The 23,140-nt window shown below is 59.9% G+C and carries 27 protein-coding genes and 2 tRNA genes; 13 read left to right on the top strand and 16 right to left on the bottom strand.

Annotated elements, in window-relative coordinates:
* The first annotated feature begins 31 nt into the window (after positions 1–31).
* On the top strand, positions 32–361 hold the full coding sequence (locus C9427_RS05530) for an ArsR/SmtB family transcription factor (RefSeq protein WP_107648158.1): 330 nt from the start codon (positions 32–34) through the stop codon (positions 359–361).
* Entirely contained in the window at positions 361–819 is a 459-nt protein-coding gene (locus C9427_RS05525) for an SRPBCC domain-containing protein (protein WP_107648157.1), read from the top strand. Before C9427_RS05530 ends, C9427_RS05525 begins: the two co-directional genes overlap by 1 nt.
* Before the next feature lie 118 nt (positions 820–937).
* Here C9427_RS05525 and C9427_RS05520 read toward each other — a convergent pair whose 3' ends face one another.
* Positions 938–1,756: an AraC family transcriptional regulator gene (locus C9427_RS05520; protein ID WP_107648156.1), complete on the bottom strand. Its 819-nt coding sequence runs from the start codon at positions 1,754–1,756 to the stop codon at positions 938–940.
* 118 nt (positions 1,757–1,874) lie between these two features.
* Here C9427_RS05520 and C9427_RS05515 point away from each other — a divergent pair, with 118 nt between their 5' ends.
* On the top strand, positions 1,875–3,065 hold the full coding sequence (locus C9427_RS05515) for an amidohydrolase (RefSeq protein ID WP_107648155.1): 1,191 nt from the start codon (positions 1,875–1,877) through the stop codon (positions 3,063–3,065).
* A gap of 350 nt (positions 3,066–3,415) precedes the next feature.
* Here C9427_RS05515 and C9427_RS05510 read toward each other — a convergent pair whose 3' ends face one another.
* From C9427_RS05510 to C9427_RS05455, 13 genes are all read right to left on the bottom strand, one after another.
* The gene (locus C9427_RS05510; protein WP_107648154.1) at positions 3,416–3,922 is read right to left on the bottom strand and encodes a hypothetical protein; all 507 of its coding nucleotides are present in this window, start codon (positions 3,920–3,922) and stop codon (positions 3,416–3,418) included.
* A gap of 215 nt (positions 3,923–4,137) precedes the next feature.
* On the bottom strand, positions 4,138–5,202 hold the full coding sequence (locus C9427_RS05505) for an Acg family FMN-binding oxidoreductase (protein ID WP_342587234.1): 1,065 nt from the start codon (positions 5,200–5,202) through the stop codon (positions 4,138–4,140).
* 805 nt (positions 5,203–6,007) lie between these two features.
* The gene (locus tag C9427_RS05500; protein ID WP_107648152.1) at positions 6,008–6,721 is read right to left on the bottom strand and encodes an LssY C-terminal domain-containing protein; all 714 of its coding nucleotides are present in this window, start codon (positions 6,719–6,721) and stop codon (positions 6,008–6,010) included.
* Between the two features lie 109 nt (positions 6,722–6,830).
* Positions 6,831–7,334, bottom strand: coding sequence for an ion channel (locus C9427_RS05495; protein ID WP_107648151.1), 504 nt, complete (start codon positions 7,332–7,334; stop codon positions 6,831–6,833).
* Positions 7,335–7,637: 303 nt separating this feature from the next.
* A complete protein-coding gene (locus C9427_RS05490; RefSeq protein ID WP_107648150.1) occupies positions 7,638–8,375 on the bottom strand; it encodes a hypothetical protein in 738 nt (245 codons plus the stop codon).
* A gap of 114 nt (positions 8,376–8,489) precedes the next feature.
* A complete protein-coding gene (locus C9427_RS05485) occupies positions 8,490–9,056 on the bottom strand; it encodes an OmpA family protein (protein ID WP_425351632.1) in 567 nt (188 codons plus the stop codon).
* A 33-nt stretch (positions 9,057–9,089) separates the two neighbouring features.
* Entirely contained in the window at positions 9,090–9,518 is a 429-nt protein-coding gene (locus C9427_RS05480; protein WP_107648148.1) for a hypothetical protein, read from the bottom strand.
* Positions 9,519–9,873: 355 nt separating this feature from the next.
* The gene (locus tag C9427_RS05475) at positions 9,874–10,032 is read right to left on the bottom strand and encodes a DUF2092 domain-containing protein (protein WP_245436982.1); all 159 of its coding nucleotides are present in this window, start codon (positions 10,030–10,032) and stop codon (positions 9,874–9,876) included.
* A gap of 111 nt (positions 10,033–10,143) precedes the next feature.
* The gene (locus tag C9427_RS34675) at positions 10,144–10,341 is read right to left on the bottom strand and encodes a hypothetical protein (RefSeq protein ID WP_107648147.1); all 198 of its coding nucleotides are present in this window, start codon (positions 10,339–10,341) and stop codon (positions 10,144–10,146) included.
* A gap of 45 nt (positions 10,342–10,386) precedes the next feature.
* Complete coding sequence (locus C9427_RS34670) at positions 10,387–10,560, bottom strand: hypothetical protein (protein ID WP_167434255.1); 174 nt, start codon at positions 10,558–10,560, stop codon at positions 10,387–10,389.
* Positions 10,561–10,991: 431 nt separating this feature from the next.
* Positions 10,992–11,102: a DUF1254 domain-containing protein gene (locus C9427_RS34665; RefSeq protein WP_245436989.1), complete on the bottom strand. Its 111-nt coding sequence runs from the start codon at positions 11,100–11,102 to the stop codon at positions 10,992–10,994.
* Positions 11,103–11,301: 199 nt separating this feature from the next.
* Entirely contained in the window at positions 11,302–12,735 is a 1,434-nt protein-coding gene (locus tag C9427_RS05460) for a DUF1254 domain-containing protein (protein WP_107648145.1), read from the bottom strand.
* 82 nt (positions 12,736–12,817) lie between these two features.
* Positions 12,818–13,639: a hypothetical protein gene (locus C9427_RS05455; protein ID WP_107648144.1), complete on the bottom strand. Its 822-nt coding sequence runs from the start codon at positions 13,637–13,639 to the stop codon at positions 12,818–12,820.
* A 1,761-nt stretch (positions 13,640–15,400) separates the two neighbouring features.
* On the opposite strand from C9427_RS05455, the gene C9427_RS05440 reads away from it, so the two are divergent.
* Positions 15,401–15,625, top strand: a complete 225-nt coding sequence (locus C9427_RS05440) for a hypothetical protein (protein ID WP_107648142.1) — start codon at positions 15,401–15,403, stop codon at positions 15,623–15,625.
* Positions 15,626–15,775: 150 nt separating this feature from the next.
* Positions 15,776–16,063: a hypothetical protein gene (locus C9427_RS33755; RefSeq protein WP_146172506.1), complete on the top strand. Its 288-nt coding sequence runs from the start codon at positions 15,776–15,778 to the stop codon at positions 16,061–16,063.
* Positions 16,064–16,325: 262 nt separating this feature from the next.
* Here the strand turns inward: C9427_RS33755 and C9427_RS05435 are convergent, their stop codons facing one another.
* Entirely contained in the window at positions 16,326–16,553 is a 228-nt protein-coding gene (locus C9427_RS05435; protein WP_107648141.1) for a hypothetical protein, read from the bottom strand.
* A gap of 171 nt (positions 16,554–16,724) precedes the next feature.
* Here C9427_RS05435 and C9427_RS34020 point away from each other — a divergent pair, with 171 nt between their 5' ends.
* The 3 genes from C9427_RS34020 (at position 16,725) to C9427_RS34015 (ending at position 18,395) form a co-directional block, all read left to right on the top strand.
* Positions 16,725–16,895, top strand: a complete 171-nt coding sequence (locus C9427_RS34020; RefSeq protein ID WP_167434254.1) for a hypothetical protein — start codon at positions 16,725–16,727, stop codon at positions 16,893–16,895.
* 846 nt (positions 16,896–17,741) lie between these two features.
* Positions 17,742–17,987, top strand: a complete 246-nt coding sequence (locus C9427_RS05425) for a hypothetical protein (RefSeq protein ID WP_107648139.1) — start codon at positions 17,742–17,744, stop codon at positions 17,985–17,987.
* Positions 17,988–18,230: 243 nt separating this feature from the next.
* The gene (locus C9427_RS34015) at positions 18,231–18,395 is read left to right on the top strand and encodes a hypothetical protein (RefSeq protein WP_167434253.1); all 165 of its coding nucleotides are present in this window, start codon (positions 18,231–18,233) and stop codon (positions 18,393–18,395) included.
* A 151-nt stretch (positions 18,396–18,546) separates the two neighbouring features.
* On the opposite strand, the gene C9427_RS05420 is transcribed toward C9427_RS34015, so the two are convergent.
* Positions 18,547–18,621: transfer RNA gene (locus C9427_RS05420), tRNA-Asn, on the bottom strand.
* Between the two features lie 221 nt (positions 18,622–18,842).
* Here C9427_RS05420 and C9427_RS05415 point away from each other — a divergent pair.
* The 5 genes from C9427_RS05415 (at position 18,843) to C9427_RS05395 (ending at position 23,078) form a co-directional block, all read left to right on the top strand.
* On the top strand, positions 18,843–19,103 hold the full coding sequence (locus C9427_RS05415) for a hypothetical protein (RefSeq protein ID WP_107648138.1): 261 nt from the start codon (positions 18,843–18,845) through the stop codon (positions 19,101–19,103).
* 342 nt (positions 19,104–19,445) lie between these two features.
* Positions 19,446–19,519, top strand: a tRNA-Cys gene (locus tag C9427_RS05410).
* Between the two features lie 92 nt (positions 19,520–19,611).
* Positions 19,612–20,280 (top strand): protein-L-isoaspartate O-methyltransferase family protein, encoded by a 669-nt coding sequence (locus tag C9427_RS05405; RefSeq protein WP_107648207.1) that lies wholly within the window; start codon positions 19,612–19,614, stop codon positions 20,278–20,280.
* 183 nt (positions 20,281–20,463) lie between these two features.
* Complete coding sequence (locus C9427_RS05400; RefSeq protein ID WP_107648206.1) at positions 20,464–21,852, top strand: TolC family outer membrane protein; 1,389 nt, start codon at positions 20,464–20,466, stop codon at positions 21,850–21,852.
* Positions 21,853–22,097: 245 nt separating this feature from the next.
* Positions 22,098–23,078: a DUF2497 domain-containing protein gene (locus C9427_RS05395; protein WP_107648137.1), complete on the top strand. Its 981-nt coding sequence runs from the start codon at positions 22,098–22,100 to the stop codon at positions 23,076–23,078.
* Positions 23,079–23,140 lie beyond the last annotated feature (62 nt).

Raw genomic sequence — 23,140 nt, 5'->3', positions numbered from 1 at the left:
ACTTGCGCTAAGTTCCGCGATAGATAGCCATATGGCTAACTTTAATGCGCAACTGCCAACGATTTTCGGAGCGCTCTCGGACCCGACGAGGCTTGCCGTGGTGGAGCGGCTGGTGACAGGACCGGCCTCTGTTTCCGAGCTGGCAAAGCCTTTCGATATGGCCGGGCCATCCTTTCTCAAGCACCTGAAAGTTCTTGAGGACGCAGGTCTTGCTCGCAGCGAGAAGAAGGGCCGGGTGCGAACGGTAACACTCAGCCCTGATGGGCTGCATTGGGTCGAGGAGTGGGCTCTGCGGCATCGCCGGCTTTGGGAGCATCGCTTGGATAATCTTGGGAACTTCCTGGTGAAAGGCAACAATTGATGGAAAGCAGGTCGCAATACCACGACAGCTTTACGCTCGAGCGCGTGTACCCAAATCGCAAGGCTGAAGTCTGGGCCGCTTGGAGCATTCGAGAGAAGAAGGCCGAGTGGCTGGGAAATTCCGCGCTCGAAATGGATTTCCGCCCCGGTGGATTCGAACGTGGCGCCTATCGCCACGCGACGGATGATCATGTCAACGAGACGCGATATTTCGAGATCGTCGAAGGCGAGCGTATCGTGCTGGCCTATTCCATGGCCGTGAACGGTCGAATCCACACGGTTTCTCTGGCGACCATTACGTTCACGGATGAGAATGGCCAAACGCGCCTGCGCTATACGGAGCAGATGTGCATTATCCCGCCGAGCGATGGTCTCCGAGGCCGGGAGCACGGTTGGAGCGCGTTGCTCGACGCCTTAGGTTCCTGCCTCGCCGGGAAAATTCGCAACGATGCGAAATAGCTCTGAAGCCCGCGCGGCACAAAACAAAGCTTGTGGCTGTCTATCTTGATTTGCGTTGGGATTTAAAACGAAGTGCCTTGAGTCGTGTCTTGTGCATGTCGCGCCTCGGCTCCATGCTTCAACGGGCTCTGCGGAACATGCCGGGCGACATGCCGTGCGCGGCGCGGAAGGAGCGTGTGAGATGGCTCTGGTCGGCAAAACCCGCCGCAAGGGCGGCATCGGCGAGGCCGAGCCCTTCTTCGATCAGGAGGCAAGCGCGGCGTAATCTCCGGTCGCGGATATAGGCCGCGGGTGTCAGCCCGATCGTCTTCTTGAAATCCCGTATCACCTGGAACCGGGTGACACGCGTGGCGTCGGCAAGCCGCTGGAGGTCGAGCGGCGAGCCAAGCCTGCTTTCGATCAGTTCCTCGTAGACAGGGAATCGTCGACGCCATCCCGCGCTTTCGACCTCCCCGACCCGCCCGTTCCAGTCGCCGTGCCGAACGATGAGACGCCCCAACGCGGCGAGCAGGGACGCCTCGGCTCTCGTTGCGTCCTGGGATGTCGAGCCTTCATGCGCCGCCGCCAGCGCCGAGGCGAGATGATGGTCTTCGATGATTTCGCGCGAAAAGACCGGGGCGCGGTCCCGGCCCAACTCGCGGGCGAGCGCCGTCATCAGCGGTACGGTGGGATAAAAGGTCCGGTAGGCCCAGCCCTCATCCGTGCCCTGTTCTCCGTCATGCCACTCCTCGGGATTGACGATGGCAACGGTGCCGGCGGGGGCGATGACATTGCGGCGCCCGATGCGGATGCGCTCGCAGCCAGCTGTGATCAGGGCAATCACATAGGTCGGGTGTGTGTGCAACTCGTATCGATGCCGCGTGAAGCGCGCCTTGAACAGGCCAAGGTCGGGGAAGCATGGATGGCGCCAGTATCTGCTGGTTTCGGTCGCGTGCACGTCTTTCGTCCCGGCTGCGGTCAATCTGGTTCAAGACGCCCCTTGTCCGGCCTTCTATTCCAGGGCGATGCCAAGGAGCGGACCATGAACGCCCTTTGCCGCCAATGGGGAGAACATCGTGCTGCACAATGACCCGATCGCCGCGCTGACGCCAGAGGTCATCGAATGGCGACGCCATATCCATGCCAATCCAGAACTCGGATTCCAAGAGCACGAAACGGCACGTTTCGTCGCCGACAAACTGCGCGCCTTCGGCTTCGATGAGGTGCATGAGGGGATCGGCGGCACCGGGGTTGTCGGCGTCTTGCGCAGCGGCACCAGCGCACGCGCCATCGGTCTTCGCGCCGAGCTGGACGCGCTTCCGGTCGTGGAGAGGACCGACTTGCCCCATGCCTCCAGGAATCCGGGCGTGATGCATGCCTGCGGCCATGACGGCCACACCGCCATGCTGCTCGGCGCCGCCAGGCTGCTCAGCCAATCGCGTGCCTTCGACGGCACCGTCTGCTTCGTCTTCCAGCCGGCGGAGGAGAACGAAGGCGGCAGCATGCGCATGATCGAGGACGGCCTGTTCAAGCGCTTCCCGGTCGAGGCGATGTATGCCGTGCACAATTGGCCGGGCGTCAGGCTGGGGACGATCGCGGCGCGCGTCGGACCGCAGATGGCGGCCGTCGACACTTTCGAACTGACCTTCGAAGGTCTCGGCGCGCACGCCGCCATGCCGCAACTCGGCGACGATCCTATTCTCGCCGCCGGCGCCTTTGTCCAGGCCGTCCAGCGCATCGTCAGCCGCTCGGTCGATCCGCAAAGCGCGCTTGTCGTCAGTCTCACCCAGATCCATGGCGGCAATGTCGGCAACATCGTGCCGGGCAAGGTCTGGCTGCAAGGCACCTGCCGCTTTTTCGAGCCCGGCCATTCCGATCACTGCGAGCGGCTGATCGGCGAGATTGCGCGGGGCATTGCCACGGCGCATTCGCTCAACGCCACGCTCGATTACAAAAAGGGCTATCCGCCGCTCATCAACACCGCGGCTGCGACGGCCCGCGCTGTCGAGGCGGCTGCCGCCACCGTCGGCAGGGACAACGTCTCGACGGAGTTCAGCCCGAGCCTCGGCTGCGAGGATTTCGCCTTCATGGTTCGCGAGGCAGGCGGCTGCTACGCCTGGATCGGCGTCGGCGATGTTGGCCCCGGCGAGGGGCTGCATGGCGATCGCTACGTCTTCAACGACGAGATCGTGCCGACCGTGCTGTGCTATTATGTCAATCTGGTCGAGCAGACGCTTCCCGGCAAAGGGATTGAGGCGGCGCAATGAATTGGCTCAGTATGGATGGTTGTTCTCAGGAGGACATAAATCCCGGCTTGAAATCGCCCTGCTGGAGACGAGCGCTCACCGTTGCCGGGAGATCACGGGGCCTGAACAGCCGGTCAAGGCGCAATGCTGGGAAGGTGGCCGGCGCCACTGTGGGGGGCGTTGGGGTAGGTTGCCTGATGGGCGCCGGCCAGGCGGAAATCAAATCCGCACGGAAAGGAAGGTAGCAAATGTCACAGGTCAGGGTATTGCGTGATCGCGGAAGGTGGCAGCCCGGTCCATCAGGGGACATGTCCGATGGAGCCAGTCATGCTCCACCCGCACGGGTTGCGCCAGGTTGAAAATGCCTGGGATCACCCGGTGCGTCGATGAGCCGAAACATTGTTTCCGTCCTCGCCTGCCTCGTCCTGGCCGACCCACCTTTGCGACGATGCTGGCGGCAGTTCGAACAGGCTGGCGCCGCCCACCGGCTCTCGCTCGACATAGCCGATTATTCGAAACCATTTTGCGACGTCAGGTCTCCGGAGCCAACTGGTTGAGTGAATGGGGAGGTTGCCGGCAAGCGCCTGGATTTGGCGAATGTGCCGCTTGCAGAAGCGGATGGTCGCGGCGCTGAAGAAATCCTCGCGCGCGGCGAACAATGTAACCGCGGCGTCGCTATGCTCATGCCAGGCGATGATCGCGACGGTCTTGTCATCCTGAACAAGTGCGTGGGCGCGACCTTCCTTGAGGTTCATCATCAGATTGTCGTACGCGATCTTGGGATCCTTGCCGGCCGCGACATACTCGTCGGACATGCGCTTCGACAGATCACGAAAAACGTCTTCCAGATCGCCGACCGTGGCGGTGCGTGATTTCATCTCTCCTCCTGAAGCCCGCCAGGGAGTTTGCCCTATGGATGCCGGATCACCAAGCAAATCCAGTTCACATCTGCCCGAACGCGAGCAATCGCGTTTCGCTGGCGAGACGCACTCGGGGCGGCGTGATAGCCAAGGCATGGCGGAACGCTCGATGGTCAGAGCCGGTAGGCAGGCGCTTTTTGTTAGCTCAGTCGTTCCATTGATTTTGGCTTTCCTTACGCCAAAACCATGTTGACCGGCCGTCGGGGCGAATAGGGCAGGGTTGGTGCGTAGCCAAAGCGCATAATTATGTCGGGCCGCCTTGTTTCGCCAACCAATCCTGCCATTTCAGGACGCAGACGGGTGACCTCGGCGGGCTGGTTGATGAACGCAAGCTTTAGCCCGAGACTTGTCCCCATGAGCGCGAAGCGCTGGCATGCTTGCCCCACCCTGATCCAATGCTCTCGATCCTCCCGATCGCCAACGAAGACCGCGATTCCAGCGGAGGAGTCGATGTGACGCGCGTATTTCTCCCCTTCAGATCTTGCATCGAAGAGGTTGTCGAATGCGAGCCTTCCCAAGGCCGTGGGTATCGAGGGGTTGCCGGTTGCGGCCGAGAAGAGGCCATCGCCCGAAGCCATGGCGCTGCGGGGGTTGAAACGAAGCCAATGCTTGAGTTCGGCCATGAAGGCGGGATCGGCCATCTGTTCGTCGTTGCCGGCCACAACCAGGTCGCGTACCCTGCCGATCCTCGCGCGATCTACGACGAGGATCAGCTTGACGCCCGGAATGGCGGCGGCTCGTTCGAGCAACGCCAGGTCGGCGGTCGAAACGGAGCGGCGGTCATATTCGCTGCGGGTCGACTGGCGCTTCGCAATGGCGGGGAGCAGCGGCTCCTGTCTCGCTTGGCCAGTGACAAACTCGTAGCGGATGCTGCCGTCCGGCGCGACGGCGATTTCACCGAGGCGCCCCGACGAGGCGGCCGCAATAGCGAGATTTGCCGCCGCGCAGCCGAGGCTGACGAACAGGTGGTGGTCATCAGGATCGACCGCAGGCGTTCTTCTCGACAAATCCGGCAGGATTTCGATCACACGATCCTTCGCGCGGAAGTACCAAGGCTGCGTATTGTGGCTGTTGGCGGCGAGACTGGCGTAGCGCACGACATTGCCGATGTCAGGCAGAGTCAGGTCGCTTCGAAGGCGAGCGGTGTAGGCTTGATACTCGGCCGCCGAGCCGACCGAGGCCTTCCAGGCCACCGCACCAGCACTAGCTACCACAAACGTGGCGCCAGCACCCACCATCAAGCTCCGCCTGTTCATCGCCCACCTGTGTCAGTAAATGGAGAACAAGAGCCATGCCTTGCCGCGGCGATCATTGATCCCGGTCAATTGAACACCCCGACCCGCGCCAGGGCGGCAGGAAGAACCGCAACGCGCGGCGGCGCCCCGATGATCTCCGCCGCTAGAACGTACAGTTCGCTCAATGTCCGAGTAGGCGCGTTGGGCGCATGCCTAGCCTGTCGCTATTCGACAAGGTCGAGGCCGCCACCGGCGATGCCTTGAACCTACCGGAAGCAGGGGAAGGGCGGAAGTAACACGACAATGGCGTCATGCATCCGTGCAGGAACTTGGCATGACGCCATGTCCGCTTCTCAATGATCTCCTCCAGAGATGGTGGGCCCCTTGGGTTGGTGCTCGCCAACGTTTGACAGGCCGATGCGAGAGCCGCATATGCGGAAAATGCGAGCAACGTGGAACCGGCATAGGTAAAACCAAAACGTAGCTGAGTCGCGACCGCCGGCCGCATATTGTTCCCCCATCGCGTTACCACGACGGGAAGAATCATTATCTTGGAAACATTGTCCGAAAAGATTTGACGCTCATCGCCAACTATTCGCGAGTCGGCCAAGCAGATCAGTCGATCACCGTCAAGGTAATGGCAGACCACCGTCATAATTCTTTCCCTACGCGCCTTGCCACTGTATCGGTCCTTCCGCGGCGCCGGATGATGCCGCCCTAAATGCGCAAGCTCGCGAGATCATCGAGGCGGCCGGCGCATGCCTACGCTGTCTTCCGCCCTACTCGCCGGACCTCAATCCGATCGAGTCTAAATAGGAGAACGTCCTTTCAGCATACCAACAAGAGCCTTCCCGTCCGTATAATAAGGATCCCCACCGCCGTTGCGGCCGTCTTTGGTGGCGCCTCTTCCGGAAATCTCGTAACTGGAGGAAAGCTGTCCGGCTGCCGTCAGGTCGCTGATGACCAGATCGCGTTCCGCGTCGACATCGGAGCCTATGTGGTGGGTGATTTGGCCGGTGTCATGGCTAAGTCCGACGCCGCGATCGAAACTGGCCGAACCCAGCCAAAGCGGACGGCCATCACTGCCCAATTTCTTGGTTAGCCAGAAACGGACATGATTGCGCTGGTCCGCGCTGTCTCCGACCGGTTTTTCGAAAGCCAGGTCTTGCTTCCTTCCCTCAAAAAGCAACGCGCTGACAGGAGCATCCAGATCGGGTCGGTGGAGCACGACGCTGAGACCGATATCGATGGAAGAACGAAGCGTGATGGGGTCGGCAGGGTCCCAGTCAGCTGCCACGAATGCACGAATGACCTCTTCCTTTGTTCCGACGAGCCCGACGTTGATCGGATCGCCCGGGATATCCTGCTCGGTATGCGTGAGCATGCTGCCGAAGTCCGATACCCGTGAGGCATCTCGAAACACCCAGATTTCCGGGACGACGAAATAGGCGAGGAGCAAATAGATGATGGCCAGACCTAGTACGACCGTGTTGGCAGTACGTGTTTTGGTTCGACGCCACATCGGCATTCTATCCTCTATTTTGCTGCGGGCTGCGGTGGTGCGGCAGCACCTCGCCAATTCCTACGCTGCCAGTCACGGAGAGGGCGGCGCTGCGCCCACTGACTTGTAGTCATGGTTCTGGGTCAGTCCCTTCAGGAGGCCCGCGATCCCTCAGATCCTTGGCCCGCACTTTGTCGAGTTTGCCGAAATCGGTCATGATGCTTACCAGAACGCTCCCCGTCCAACCGAATGTGAACAACCCCGACATCGCTATGATCGGTCCGACCAAACGCCATCGATCAGGCAAACTAATGCTGCCCTCGCCGAGCGTCGTATAGCTCTCCAGGACGTAGTAGTAGCTGTCACGCATTGACGGGATTAATCCGGCCAAAAATATAGGGATGGCCCAGAGGAGCGTTTCGGTGAAATGCAAGGCTGCCAGAGACCCGATGGTGACGGCGAGCAACAGGTTGAGGCGCCAATATGCCGTGGTGTCATTCACATGAACCCAAGCCTCGCTGAAGCGCTGATTGATTGTCCGAATTCCCGCGCCGTGGACGAAAATGATGACAATCATTATCAACGTGCCGAAAACAATTTCCAAAACCGGCTTGGGAGCTGATCCTTCGTCCATCGAGTTGGCTTTCTAGGCGAGTTCGACTGCTTGAAGGAAGCACTCTCGTGGGGATTTGGCCGTAGTTGCCAGTGCGGCAGCGCGATCGGGAGTGCTAGCCGGGTGCATCAGGCTCCGCCTCCTGTCCGCGATTGGAGGTTGGTTGCATGTCGTCGGCCTGACTTAGAAGGCGCACACCCGGCCCTTTACGTGTGTCGAACCAGAAACTTGCATTCTCCGTAATTCGATGAATCCGGCAACCCGCGAGACGAACCAGATGCCATGTCGGCGGTGTTGCGCGACGGTTCGGCTGCGCGCTCGCCCTCAATAGCACGGCGCGTAAGGATAATATCCGCAATAGGGCGGATATGCGTATGGGGCGGCGGCGGCACCGACGGCAGCGCCAAGAGCGGCCCCGGCAACTGCGGCCCCTGCGACAGCGCCAGCACCATACCAGGCGCCGTGATAGACAGGAGCATGCCAGTAAGCGCCGCCGCCGTGATAGATGCCGCCGTAGCCGCCCACATGGGCGAATCCACCGCCGCGCGGTCCACGAAACGCAAACGCATCAATGAAAAGAGCTGCCGGACCGCTCGCGCTGTCGAGACTGCCTTCCAGAACGGCAACGTCGAACGTTAGTGTGTTTCCCTCAAGTTTCGGAGCTTTGAGCGTAACGACGGCGTCGTTCACCTCCGAGCCGTCGCCCCCAAGAACAGAGACGGTCGCGTTCGGGGGGTCAATCGCGAAGTTATCCTTGCCCTCATCCCACTGCATAATGAATTGCTCGGTCGCAACATGACCTGCGGCGCGCACGGGACGATCTGCAAAGACGATCGAGGTTTTCGAAACGCCCGTCAGGACAAGCTTGCCGCCTTCGAGCGTGGCGCCCTGCGCATTGAGGACCGCCAGGGACGGTATCGGACCGGTCGGAGTAACCGCGCCGATGGTCTTCTCGAGCGGGACATGCGGCTTCTTGGTTGTATCCTGGGCGACGGCTCCGGTGGTTGCCAGCCCCAGGCCTCCGACAAAGAGCATCAGACGTGCGGTGTGATTGAATGTCATGGCAAATCTCCTCAGATGTTAGCCGCCTTTGGCGGACCTGATGTCACTACACTGGACGCCAACGCCCAGTATGAACGAGAGTAGCTGCACAGCACCTCCAGATCCCCCGCGAAGCTACTTGACCAACCCAATATTGAGCAATTGAACCCGACGGTTGTCCGCTGCCTTCGGATTGGCGGGGTCGACCGGCATCTCTGATCCCACTCCGATTGAGAACAAGCGATTCGGTGCCACCGAAAAGGTCGTCCCCAGCGCTTCCGCAATGGCTTCAGCGCGCCGTGCACTGAGGTCAAGGTTGCGCTTGGCATCGCCGGTGGCATTGGTGTGCCCAACGACGAGAAATTTGTAGCGGAGCAGCAGCGGATGATGGAGCGCGTCCGCGATCAAGCCAAGCGTCCTATAAGACCCGGGTTCGATTGCGACGGAGCTGTTCTCGAAGTTGATCTCGACAAAGAACTGCGGGAGGGTCGCCAGTTGGCTCCAGTGGGGCAGACTGGCAATCCCCTTGCCCTGATTGGCAGCCAATTCTTGCGCAAGCATCGCCACGTCGACGGCTGATGCGGCTTCGGCGACCTGTCCTAACGTGTTGACGAGTTGATGTTCGCTCAACTGCTGAGCCCCGGCGTCGCCGGCGGCGGCCAGTAGAACGGTCAGCGCCAAGGTATTGCGAAACCGACGAATAGACACTTTCTTTTCTCCTGGTCTCAACATGGGTCACCGCCATCCAGCATCGGTGATGGCCTGACTGCATTTAGCGCCGACGATACGCGTCGCCTTCAGGAGACATCCAAGGATATGCGCCTTGCCCGGCACCACGCCTCTGCACGCCCGGGCCGCATCACGCGCACAGATCTTGTCGACGCTTTCCTGCGCCGCCAGCCGTTGCTGGATCGAGGCGATCACGCCGGCCATGGTCGAGGTGCAGGCCGGTGAGACCTTAGCCTGATGCTGCGCAAGGCAGTTCTGGATTCGCCCATTGCCGAGATTGAGGCCTTTGCAGAATTTCTTGACGTCGGCGCCGCACTCCTTGGCAAGCAATGTTGCGGCGTCGGCATAGCTGATGGTTTGCGTCTGCCCGACCCCGGTTTGGACAAGAACAGCAATCAGGACCGTCCCGCTAAGAACGCTCAGTCTATTGGTCATGCGTCACTCCATCTCTTGGCTGATGTCGTTCAAAAACTTCGCCCCACCGCAGTCGCTAGATCACGGCGCCGGTTGGCGCATTCCCAATGAACGTTGGCCCATTACTTGACCGGACGGAACGTAACTAACTGTGTGCTACAGGCTGAATTGCAGTCGTCCCGCAAGGGCGAGGCGAGCCCACGCCAGAATTCCGCCCACCCGCGCTTCTGCCTAGTACCTACTGACCGCGCGGCGCCGTACCGTGCGCCGCGCTACGCCAGCCACGCTGAACGCGTGAGCGGCCCGCTCGGTTCGAGCTTCGGCGGGCGACACAAGACCGCCAAAGCCGGGAAGCGGCAAGAACTGTGCTGGTAGTTTATCGATATCGACGAGATCCTTGAGGTCGATCTACTTGGCATCGGCCGGGGCCTTGAAGGCGAAAGTCGTCCGCGGGAACATCAGAACCGGTCTTCCAGTGGCTGAACTGGATGCTATATTGCGGACCCTGGTCGACCGCATTGGACGTTCGTCTCACCGAAATATGCTTGCTGCTCTTGAGAATGTGCCGACGCCTGGATCAGCAAGAAGGCAGTCGAGGCCAGCAATCCGGTACGTCCAGATTGTGCCGATTTTGAGCGGCAATCGCTTACCGCAGCCATTGAGCCTTCGCCCGAAGATCGATCGAGCGGATGGAGCACCATCCGCTCGAATTGCACCGAGCGACGCCTTCAGGTTGTTCCGGCGAGAACCAGACTGTCGTCGTGCCATCGGCGGCTGCTTCCGCGGCTGGTGACGGATAGCTCTGACTGCCCGCGCGTGGACAGCGCTGCGGCGTATCGAGCATGGAGCGCGTCTGATTGTCGTAGGCAATGAAAGACCAGAAGTTTGCCTACGGAATATCCTTCGGCAGTGTCACCTTGTAGGTCTTGGCGCCGTCGAAGGGCTGCTTGTCTGCGTCGACCAATGTCCACAGATACTGCGAGCCGATGCCGGGCACACGCATGGCCATCCCGGGCGTGTTGCCGGTGACGCCGTAGAAAAAAGCTGTTCGCGAATCCAGCAAGCGGTACCCGGTGGGCGGATGGGGCTTGGCGCCTGGTGCGCGAGGTAGCGTTGGCCAGGGCGACGGCTTCGGTGAGTATCTTCTTCATCCGGGATCCGGCGCGAACGGTTTGCCTTTGACGATGCCGATGGCGGCGATCGGGCCCATCAACTCGGTGTCGAGGGCCGTTGCAGGCTCCTGTTGCACGATTTCGTTGAGTCACTCGTAATAGGAGTAGTCGTTGGGCGGGATGATGTTCATCACCACACCCGTGCCTTCGTGGAACACAGTCGGCGGCGGCGGAGTGATCGGCCCGAGTTTGGTTTTACCAGCAAGGAATTCGGCAACAGGCGTGCCGTAACCGCCGGCCTGGTGCGGATAGACCTTGAGTGTTTCTTGATCTGTTCGACCACCGGCTTCGGATCGTTGTTCTCCATGAACGCGCGAGCGAACTACACAACGAAATTGGTGCGGGCGCGGGCCACAAAGTAGCCACCGTCGGGCACGTTACCCTCGTAGCCGGGCGGCAGGATGAGATACCTTCCTTTGGGCGCTTGCTGCAATCGCGCCGGCGAGGAAAGTCGATGCCGCAAGGCCCATCGTCAGTCGGTGAAGCCTGCTGTGGATCGGTTTCATAGGTCGTCCTCTGTTTGGCTCCCTAGGTCCTGACTAGTCGCGGCTCGAAGGCCTGGTACAAGACCGTCGGCCGAATGAGTGCCTCGCCAATCGCGACGAGCCCTCAGGCCGCCGCCGCACAAACCGCTATTTCGCCGCAACGATACCGGGTGGCTGCCAGCTGCCTTCGCCGGCCGGCAGGATCGAAGGCGTTTCTGTCTTCGGCCAGTACAGCCGCATCACCAGATAAATCGTGTCGGCCGGCGCCGGAAGCCAGTTTGCTTCCTTGTCCGCACCGGGGCTGTCTTTTTGGAGATACAGCGTCAGCGAACCGTCCGCCGCCTTCTTCATCCCCGGCAACATCGGAGAGTTGATGAGGTAGCGATTGATCGGGTTCTTGATCAGGAACTGGCTCTTGCCGTCGTACATCGTAACGGACCAGAACGCATTCACCGGCGGCAGTTGGCCCGGTGCGAAGGTGATGGTGTAATTATACTTGCTGCCGTCGAGTGTCGCGCCGGTCGCATCCGTCCTGGTATAGGGGTACATGGCTTCCACGGCATCGTTGCCCAGGAGACCGCCCTTTGCCGCCCCGGCGCGCATCAGCCAATCGCCGTTGTAGAAGGCCTCGTCGCCAAAGAACGAGCCGACGTTCCAGCCGTTGATGACTTTGTTTCCGCTGGCCAGCCATTTGTCGACCTTGTCGTCACCCTGCTTCATGGCTACCAGGATTTCGGCTTTGTGTTCGAGCGATAGTTCCTTGAAATCGAAGGTCTTGCCGGGGCCGATGCCGATCTTCGCAAGTTTCGCGCGAACAGCCTTGTCCCTTGGCGTCTCAGGGACAAATTGCAGGGCTGCGTCGAGATATTGGAAGAAGTTATCCTTGATACCGGCAGTGGTGGCAGGGAGGAACTCGATATTCGGCGCTGCGGGCGGGGCGGGTTGTTTCAGGAAAGCGGAAAGCGGCTGCGCCTTGTAGCCTGCCTGGATTTTCTCGACGTTCGGCATGTCGTCGGGGTTGAAGAGCTGCGTGCGGATAAGCGCGAGCGGGAACGGTGTGGTCGATTGGAAGACCTTCTTGATCCCGGCGGGCGTTTCACCTTTCCAGTCGGGGCCGACCACCAGATAGTCACCCGGCTCGGTCCCCGTGGCGCGGGTGCCGATATAGCCGAAATTGTAGGTGTTGCCGTCAATCAACTGAACCGCGTAATAACGATCCTTTCCGACCGTAGGCACCGAGACAACCATTGGTTCAGCGCGCAAGTCCAGCCAGAGGAACGAGTAAGGGGTGTCGCTGTTCGGCGTGATAACTGCCGTGTCTTCGGGGGTGGCGACGTGGTGCATGCTGTTGATTTCGTTGAACGGCGCCTTGAACTGCCCCGAGTTCTTGTCGACCACGAACTCTTGCATAACCGCGTAAAACATGACGAGTGGCAGGCCGTAGATGAACCCTTCCTCGGCGATGTCCTTGGCCTCGATGATGCCGGGGTAGCTCTGCGCCATCAGCAGGCTTGGCTTCGCAATCGCGGCGCCAGCGGCAATCGCCGCGGCTGAGCGAAGTAAATCTCGCTTTGTCAACATTTGCCGTACTCCTTTGTCATTCGATGAGTTATCGAATTCGTGTGTTTCATAAGGTTCGCGCCGGCAGGCGGCGCCGGTCTTCTCACTTTTTCGGAAACAGCAACGTGATCCCGGTGCGAAAACCAAACCCGTCAGGGCCGCTGTCGGGGCTTTCAGCCCAATAGCGAACACCGGCGAAGAGGCTGATTGGCTGCTTGTCGACGACGACCAGCTTCGCGATCTGGAAGTTGATTGGAACCGACCATGTCTCCGCCTCCCAATTGTAGCTGCTCTCGGTGTTGAGAGTGAAAGTCCAGGCGTCCTTCGTCGTGTAGGAAACGAAGGGCTGCAGGAAGGTCGAACTGATGTCGTTGCGGTCGCTGTCGCCAGCGAAGGACCAGATGTGGTTGGCCAGCATCCCGACCGTCCATCCATGGCTCTGCTTCAGCACGACGGCGGTCGGACCTGCGCCCCATTTGCCGCCGCCGAGCAAGTCGTCTGTGGCGGTCGGAACCAGGAACACCGGTCCGACGCCCCAGACGATGCCCGATTCGGTCGGTTTTGACGGCGAGAAGAACAGGCTCTGGGTTATGTCGCCGAGGCCGGATTGCTCGCCCGACGGGCCGGCTACGTCGTTTTGCCAGATCACGGGCAGGATGGTGCGCGAGATCATGTTCCAGTCGGCATTCAGCGAGACGGGGATGACCGGCTGGATGTTGACATAGGCCTTCTCGCCGTCGTTCGGGCCGTAGCCGCTGTCATAGTTGAACTGGAACGGCACGCTGATCAGCGAGGCGATCGGGTTCGACAGCTTCTTGGCGAGTTCCTGCGTGTCGTCCTGGGCCGACGCTGCTCCACTGAACAACAACGCCGGAAACACGAAGGCTGCAACTAGCAGAACCCGAGTAGTAGATCGAATATCCATTTGCCCCCTCAAGTCGGTGCGGAATAATGTCGGGCGTCACCGAACGCCCGGTGCTTGCCATGCTACGCAGATATTAAATTCAACGCTCGACCCCGGGGCCCCGCGGTCGTGAGTGCTAGCCAACGGTTGCTGGCGTAGAATAAGGCAGCCCATACTCCATAGGGCAAGTCGCGGGGGTGTAACTTACGTGGGCAACTGTAGTCCGGACGGCAGCAATCGTCCTGAGGACGATGCAACCTGACCATGTAAAGATCGGCAACGGGTGGATAGTGTTGAAAATTGGCGCTGCCCTTCACAGGTGAAGACCCATGGGGCCTCATGATGCTTCTGGAAAGGGCCGGCGATACGTATCCTATAAGATCACTTGTGCCGTGCGGTTTTTACCATTGCGGCGACGCCAGACGCAGTGACGAAGAAAAGGCTTTGACGCCCTCAAGGTTGCACAAGGCAACGTCACTGATCTTGCGCAATACCATCGAGGACGAATCGGAGAATTGAATCAAGATGCTTGGCTGGTCACTGACTGATACTAGCTTTCCAAAGCCGCGTATTAGGGCAACTCGGAGCGTCCGCAAAATGCGCTACTTCGGCCATGTGCCAATATTGAGTGAGTGTCCGCAAGGGGTCGGCTACTGCCGCTCGACCTTGATCGCGTTAACAACCGCTCCTGGCGCTCCCTGCTCGTTCCATAGCCGGCACAGTAGACTGCGAGTGACCGGGCGGCGATCATAATGATCGCCCACCAAATCAGCGTTTGTTCTCGTTAGCGCTGTTTAACGCGAACCTCTCAAACATGGACGCCGAGTTAAGGCGCGGGCGTCCAAGTTACCTGGCGCGGAAGCCGGTCCTATCCTTTCCACATCGTCGAACGGAGAAGAGCCTGCATATGCTCTGCCAGATCGTGCTCACCGCGCGCCTCCGATCTTCAGAAGATATCCGGCCTTGGCCCGGCGATCACCCTCCCTGACCGCAGGATAGCCGCATACAGCCAGCAGCGCCCTTTCCTCAGTCCGGCTGGCTCTGTCGTGGTATCTGTGTATTGCCTTGCCGAACGCCGTGTAACCTGCCTTGTGCGCCTTTTATGGGCGTTCATGCCGACCGCGCTCGCTGCGGGATGTTCAGCAAATACCCCGTCACCCACGTAACTTACTTTCCGCTACCGCCTCCATGCGATAGGCTACTGCGGTCGCTGGAAACACGAATTGCGCCATGAGGATGGAAGACGAACCGCCTGATAGACGAAGAGCGGTCTCGGCTGCAGTGCACCAGTTTAGGCTTTCGCCGCCTTTTGAAACAGTTTGGGGGCACGGAGCAGCGGCGCTTCGCGAACTGCGTGCCGCGTGCCAAGGAGAGCGCAATGAATAGCGGTCCAAGATCGTTGTGGATTCGATCCCTCGCCATGCCCGTTCTCTTATCGGTTAGTCTCGGAGGTTCTATTGCGACCGCCACAGCCCAAGACCAGACCGCTGACGTAAGGATCGTTGGCGACCAGGTCCGAAGCCAGGCTTTTCCTTGCGACAATCCAAGCTCGGCTGAGCGTATCGAAGCGGAGTCCGCCCCCAATCACACCGTCTACCTGCTCAAGTGCGAGGGCGTGACCTACCGGGTGGTTCTGATTCCAGACCAAGCAGCTCAAGTGACCGAAGCTAACTAAACCCGCCCCTGGCGGCGCGCTCCTGCATGGATCGATGCTTGACCGGCTCGTAGTCCCTACAAGATCGTACACGCCTTGCAGGATCGCGTAACCGGCCGACTGCATGCATGGGCGACAATCTCCGGCTCACCCTGTTTGTTGCTCAGCGCTCGACCATGGACAACAGTCCAGAAAACATCGTGGTCGCGAGGATCGTTGGGAGCAGGGCTGACATGCTCCAGATCGCCGCCGCCATCGTGCGGAGCTGCGACACCGCCCGCACCGACGCCAGCGGCACGGAAGTAGCCAACGCGTTCCTTGAGTTTCTGGAAGCGCCGAAGGGCCGTCATTGAGCCTCCGCCAATTGGCAGACCCAGCCCGCTGCCAAACGGTGGCGGGCTCTTTTTACTGGCACTATTCGCCGTTGTTGCGGACAAAATGTCGTTGACGTAACGTTAGCCAGGCGCAATCATTTTCGGATTGTGCAGGGGGAGGGCGTGTCAATGAAACTCGTTGTCTTTGGCGTAGCAATGGTATTGGCCGCCACCGGAGCAGCTGTTGCGAAAGAGAAGAAAAAGGTGGCCACCGCTCAGGCTAGAACCTCGTGTTCTGCAGCTCATATGAAGGCTGGCAGCAAGCCGACCCGGAAACCGGATTGTAAATCGACACGCACCGTTGTTGCGCGACCATCAAATGGGGGCGCAAACTTCCTGGATCATTATAGTCCGCCTAATCCGCATAATCCGCGCTTAGGGTATGAAACCAGTCCGTGGTTTTTTAACTGGCTATAATTGATGGCGGCTTCCGGGACCTTTTTCGGCCAGACTAATGCCGACACCGAGCGGGAGCAGCCGGACACCTACTAAAAGAAAAAGCTGTAAATTTACAGGATTGGCCCGCTGCCTCACGGTGGCGGGCTTTCGTCTCCTTCTCCTTCCTCAGGGAAATAATCCTCAGGGCGAAGTAGCATGAAGTGACATTTGTCTCTCCCAAAAAAGCTGAACGCAGTTTGGCCTTAGGCGCCTACTCGCCGTGGCGCCAATATGGGTGACACTACGGCTGGGCTGGGGACGCGCCGCGCCAATCCTTTGCGATGCTGTCCAAAGCCATCCTGATGTCGCCAGGATTGTCGATGCCGCCGCTGAAAAGGGCGATCAGGCGGCGGGCTAAATGCTCCCGCGCCGGGTGAGAGCCCTCAATGCCGGATTGTTCGCAATAATCGTCTAGAATTCTGGTGAGTGTTGCCAACTGTATTTCGTCAGCCGTGCCACGAAAGGCCATCTCGCGTACTCCCTTTTGGGCGAAAGCGTGATCGACTCTTTCAAGCGCTCGTTGCCGTTGAAGACCGAGCGACCTAGGAACTGTACGCTTCCGCACGTGAATAGCGAGTCATTTCCCCCGACCGGAACTATGCCTGCCTGGTACCGTTACGTCACCCAAAGGGGATTGCAGATGACTGACGAGCGGGACAAAGCATCCAATGACGCTAACGACTTCGTTGTTCGGCGATTGGTCAAAGAGACCGGCATTACCGAGGGGCAAGCCATCGAGCTTGTCGGCTTCCTTGGGCCGCACAATTGGTCATCGCTGGTTCGGGAAGCGCACCTGCTGAAGAAGCCTTGAGCGAAAAAATGACCGACGCCGAGTCTGTGGGATGTCGTCTGAAAGCGTCGGCCAGGCGGTTTTGGGTTTCCCGCCGCGGCGCTTGTGTAGCTGAGTCTTTACGCTACGTCATGAGGCCAGCGCGATGCCGGTTGGGCAATTGCCTGAGGTTCGCGCTGGCCGTGGCTGCGACTGGCATCGCCTGCCACCTACGAAAATTAGTGCGGACTAAAATTCTGAAGAATGGTGCGATCGCGTAGGGGGGGCTACTGCGCGCCTAATACTAAGGGTTAGTTGCAACAATCCACGAGCATCCCGACCTTATGGGGCGGACCTACTGTCCGAGAGATTTTTGCTTGAATATCGAGCCGCTTTGTTGAGTGAAGATCGTGAGAAGTCTAGCCCATGCCGCAACCGTGATTGCATCGATAGCTGTGGCTATCGTGCTGACCTTTATGGCAGCAAAAGGATTTGAGCTAACGGCGCCAGATCCGTTCGTGGCTCATACCTTCGAGAGGAATATTTGAGGAGCACGAGGCGCTTCCCTATCTTCAACTTCGCTCATTTCATCAACCGCGCACCCGGCCCGCCGGCGACCGTCGGCAGCTTCTAATCCCACTCATTGGCGTGCCGTATCGCCCGTTGCCATTGGACCATCTCGGTACGCTAACGACCGACTATGGGCGGCTTAACGGACCTTAAGCGCAACACTATCGCCCAGTTAGTCACGGTAACTATGATCGCTATTGGGCAGATACGAGCAATTACTATAGAGTACATTAGTATATGTACTATGAGTACATTGATTTGCGCAAGAAATTAGTGTAGCATCTCAAGTGTAAATTAATCCACTGAAGGAGCGTAGATATGGATACGCAGGGCACCGAAACCTGGCAATTCGAAATCGGCAGTTGGATCACTCACCGCGACCAGCCGATGCCATCGCTGGTTATGACGAGACAGAGGGCGGGGCGACTAGGTGAGCTGTACGGTGTGCGGTCATTCGCCCTAGTGGATCCGAACAGAGACAGGATGATCCTGGCGGACAGCATCAAGCCGATCGATGACGCTGCCAAGGCCATTTGTCTGGCTCACCAATCCGGCTTGGCCTGACCGTTCCGCACCACAAACGACAAAGCCCGCCTCGCGCGGGCTTTGAATGAAGAGGGCGTGACGGCGGAAAAGAACTGGGGGGTCCTACATTCGCCTTGAGGGAAGCGTTGATGCTCCGCCGTCACTAGCTTTCAACTGTCTCACAGAGGGGAGGTTCCCCGCTTCGGCGGGGTTTTTCTAACTGACCGGAACGGCCAAGGTCTGACGCCGTTATTGTCGCGATATCAATCAGGAGAATCGGACATGGCCACCAAACAAGGCAAGAAGGACAATCGCCTCTCGGACAAGGAGGCCATGCATATTGCCGAGACTACGGACGTTTCGCCAAAGCAAGCCAAGGACCTGGCCGAGAAGCTCGGCAAGGAAAAGGGCAAGCAGGAGGCGAAGAATTTCAAGGCCGAGGGGTAGGAGGTTCGGGGCCTGTGGACCCACGTCCGGAAACAAGGCCCGCCTCGCGCGGGCTTTTTGTTGTTAGCCTCAAAAGCGGGGAGAAAAAGAGGGGATGGCAGTCTGCGTGTTTTATAAAATCTAATGAAAACAATGCGCTAGACAAGCAAAATGGCTCCCCGGGCCGGATTCGAACCAGCGACCAACCGGTTAACAGCCGGTTGCTCTACCACTGAGCTACCGGGGAACAGAGGCTCTCATGTGAGTGGCGCAGCCTATAGCAAACCCGTTTCGGCTTTGCAAAGAAGCATTTCGTATTTTTTCGATGCTTTTTCGGGCGGCGATTTCTCGCAATCGCGCATTTGCATCCTCATATGAGCCGTCCGGCGGGAACGCGGAACCGAAAAGGCGGTTGCGGCTTTCGTCTGCTGGTGTCTTTATTTCGTCCGAGCGGATCATCAACCAGACATGAGCGCAACAAGCGACAATCAGGTGCAGGCGCGGAAAATATCGGTCTTTGGCCGCGAGTTCAAAATGCCGCGTTCACGTGGCCGCAGGATCGCGATCGGGGCCGTCCTGATCTTCGGCGGCATTCTCGGCTTTCTGCCCATCCTGGGTTTCTGGATGGTTCCGATCGGATTGCTGGTGCTCTCCTACGAGTTTGCCCTGGTACGCCGCCACCGACGCCGGTTCGTCGTCTGGTGGGAGCGACGGCGGCGCTCGAAGTGAGAAGCTCGCGCCGAAATGGCAAGCCAGCAAGCCTCTGAAGAAGCTGGCTCGATTCATCACGGCTGGTGCGCTGAGCGTTGCTCCCAGTCGTGGCAAATCTCCTTGAGCGTGGTGAAGCCTGCTGCCCACCCGACGCGAGGTTCAGGTTCAGGGCTTCCCTTCGCCATATTTGGTGTTTAACAATTGTCTAATATACTAATCGTAATATGCGTATCGACGAGACATGGCATATTGAGACAGGGGCACGATGGCCCAGGGGAAACCGTCCGGAATGCACCATGGCCGCTTGACGGCATTTTCGCCGCAACCTATTGAAACCCGGTGGAACGCCGGGAGCAATGAGGCCTCGTGGCGGAGTGGTTACGCAGAGGACTGCAAATCCTTGCACCCCGGTTCGATTCCGGGCGAGGCCTCCAGGCGCCCAAGCTCTCGCGCGCCAGCGCCAGGGGCCAGGGTTCCTGTCGAAATGAGCGGCGCTTCCTGGCGCGGCAAATGGATTGGTTGGATGATGAGCGCTGATTTTGCCGAACGCCGGGTGAAGATGGTCGATGGCCAGATCCGCACCACCGACGTGACCAGCGCGCCACTCATAGATGCCATGCTTTCCGTGCCGCGCGAGGCCTTTGTCGCCCCCGGGCAGAGCGCTCTTGCCTATATCGACGAGGACATCCGCATTGCCGATGGAGCGGACGGCCCTCGCTATCTCATGGAACCTTCGCCGCTGGCAAAGCTGCTGCAACTGGCCGAGATCGTTCCGACTGATTCGGCGCTCGATGTCGGCTGCGGCACCGGCTATGCGTCGGCGATCCTGTCGCGGCTGGCAAAGTCCGTCGTTGCGCTGGAAAGCGATTCGACGCTGGCCGAGACCGCCATGTCGACGCTTTCGACGCTGGGCTGCGACAATGTCACCGTGATCAAAGGACCGCTGCTGGAAGGCCATGCCGCAGCGGCGCCATACGACGTCATCCTTATCGGCGGCAGTGTCGGCAAGGTGCCGGCGCCGCTGCTTGACCAGCTTGCGGAAGGCGGACGTCTTGTCGCGGTCGAAGGTCAGGGAAATTCGGGCGTGGCCCGATTATTTTTTAAAACCGGGGGCATTGTAACGGGAAGACGCGCATTTAATGCGGCAATAAAGCCACTACCCGGATTTGAACGCATCCATGCGTTTGAATTCTGAGTGGTTTTGCCTTGCAGCAAAGGCGTTGTCATGATCGCTTGCGTTTGAACAATCGTTGTTGATCGCGCAACCGGGCATTCTGGGGGCTTTCAGCGGGGGAACGATACAAACGCGGCGCCGGCTGATCACAAAGAGAGGCTTGCGTTGCGCGGTTCCCGTGCAAAACGAATGAGGGAATATAACGTGCCGTCTGTACGAAAGAGCCTTTTTGCCGCCGTCCTCGTTTCAGCGACCGCGCTTTCTCCGCTGGCCGCCTCGGCGGAAACCATCACCGGCGCGCTTTCAAAGGCCTATCAGAACAATTCGCAACTGAATTCGGCCCGCGCCGGCGTCCGCGTCACCGACGAGAGCGTCGCCATTGCCAAATCCGGCTGGCGTCCGACCATCAACGGTTCCGCGAGCATCGATTACTCCAGCAGTCACCTCAACGGCTCTAACCGAAGCGTGGCCTTGACCACGGGCAACTTCGGCATCCAGATCGACCAAACCCTGTTCGACGGCTTTCAGACCAGGAACAATGTCGCCGGAGCCGAAGCCCAGGTCCGTGCCTCGGTCGAGACCCTGCGCAACACCGAAGAGAACATCCTGTTCAACGCGGCAAGCGCCTATATGGACGTCATTCGCGATCGCCAGATCGCGGTGCTGACCGAACAGAATCTGCAGTTCCTGACCGAGCAGGCACGCGCGGCGCGCTCGCGCTTCGAGGTCGGCGAGGGCACCCGCACCGACGTGGCGCAGGCCGACGCCTCACGCGCCTCGGCCGTGGCACAACTGGCCGCCGCCCGCGCACAGGTGCTGGCAAGTGCCGCGACCTATCACCAGATCATTGGCGACGAGCCCGGCAAGCTTAGGGGTGCTTCACCAGTGTCGAAGCTCTTGCCCCGGAGCCTTGATGCCGCGATCGGGATTGCGGCGAACGAGCATCCGGCCATCCTTGCTACCCAGCATCTGGTCGACGCCGCGGCATTTTCGGTGAAATCGGCCGAAGGCGCGTTGCTGCCACAGCTTTCCGCTTCCGCCGGTGTTTCAAGCGCATATCGCAACACCGTGCCTGGCGCCTTCGCCACGCAGGATGGCACGACCAATTCGGCCAGTGTCGGCGCAACGCTGACCATACCGATCTATTCAGGTGGCCGCACATCGGCCATTGTGCGCCAGAACAAGGAATCGCTCAGCCAGGCCCGGATCGAGGTTGACGTCAACCGCGATCAGGTGCGCCAGGCCGTCGCCTCGGCCTGGACGCAATACATCGCCGCCCAGCAGACCGTCGCTGCCAACCGGCAAGTGATCGACGCCGCGCAACTGGCGCTTAACGGCGTCATCGAGGAACGCAATGTCGGCCAGCGCACCACGCTCGACGTCCTCAATGCGCAGGCGACCGTCATCACCGCCAAGATCAACCAGGCCAGTTCCGAGCGCGATGTGGTGGTGGCCAGCTATGCCATCCTCTCGGCGATCGGCCGCCTGTCGACAGAGCGTCTCGCCCTTCCGGTGACGAAATATCGGCCCGAAGAGCACTACAATGCCGTCAAGGACAAGTGGATCGGCCTGCGCACGCCGGATGGCCGCTGATTTCGTCGGCGGTTTAGATCTGCCCACGACCGCAAAAGTCGGTTGGATCACTATCACTTGCTAATCAAGGCATTGGAGCCCGCGCGTCGGAAGGACGCGCGGGCTCTAGGCTGTTGAAATCCAAGACGCCGTCAGATTGGGGATTCTCCCAAGGCGATCCGTGGGTTACGCTATCAGCATGATTCGCAACCGGCTTTGACCGGTTGGGAAATCTGCAAGGTGTCACAAGGGCGGCGGATGTGACGATGGCGACGGCAAGCAGCGTACAGCGCGAACCTTCCATGGAAGAAATACTGGCTTCCATCAGAAGGATCATTGAGGACAGCGACACCGGGCGCAAGCAGCCGGGCGAAGCGGATGACCTGTTGCAGGATTTGGCGTCTGTTCCCGTGCCGGCGGCGGCAAGCAAGGCGCCATCGGAGGCACGCGGAGAGCGGCCCGAGGCACGCGGCGCGTGGCCCGAGGCAGGTGAGGCGCCGCCGGAGGTAGCCGGGGCGGCACCTGAGGTAGCCGGGGCGGCACCTGAGGTAGCCGGGGCGGCACCTGCCGTGGAAGCTTTTCGCGCTGAATTGCGGCCGGGACTGGATGCCAGGAGGCCGGCCACGCGGGCGGAGGTGCAGACAACCGACCCCGTCATCGCACGCATGGAGCCGCCGGTACGATCCGATCCGGCTTCGGCCAAAGCTCCACTGACGCTTGCACAGGTGAGTTCCAGGGTTGCCGCCGAGCCGGCTCCGGCCGCCAGGCCGGATGCGCCCGCGGCAGCACGGGTTGCAGAGACGACCGACAGCATTGTTGCCCATTGGAGGCAAGAGACCGCCCCAGTCGAGGAAGCCGTGACCAGACTGAGCAGTGCCCCGGTCAGTGCCGAGACGGATCGACCGCCGGAGGGCGAATCGAAGGCCGAACTTGTCGATGAGGACAAAGTGACGGCCGAACCTGTTTTCGAGCCGGCTCCACCGCGAAGCGAAATGGCGCATCCGGTGACAAGCGAGGCGCTGACCTCTCGTCCCGCGATCCTTTCCGAGCATACGGGCCGGCAGGTTGCCGCTGCCTTTGGCGAACTTTCCGACGCGTTTGCCAGCCGCAGCAGGAAAACCTTCGACGAGATGGCCGAGGAGATGCTGCGGCCCATGTTGCAGGATTGGCTGGACAACAATCTGCCGACACTGGTCGAACGGCTGGTGCGCGAGGAAATCGAGCGCGTCGCGCGCGGCGCGCAGTAAGTTTCAGGAAACCAGGGCCAAACGCTGCTCCCGGCGGCGTTTTGTTGAACTGGGTTGAAGTC

The sequence above is a fragment of the Mesorhizobium helmanticense genome, from assembly GCF_003034915.1.
Classification (GTDB): Bacteria; Pseudomonadota; Alphaproteobacteria; order Rhizobiales; family Rhizobiaceae; genus Mesorhizobium; species Mesorhizobium helmanticense.
This window is presented reverse-complemented; position numbering and strand designations above follow the sequence as displayed.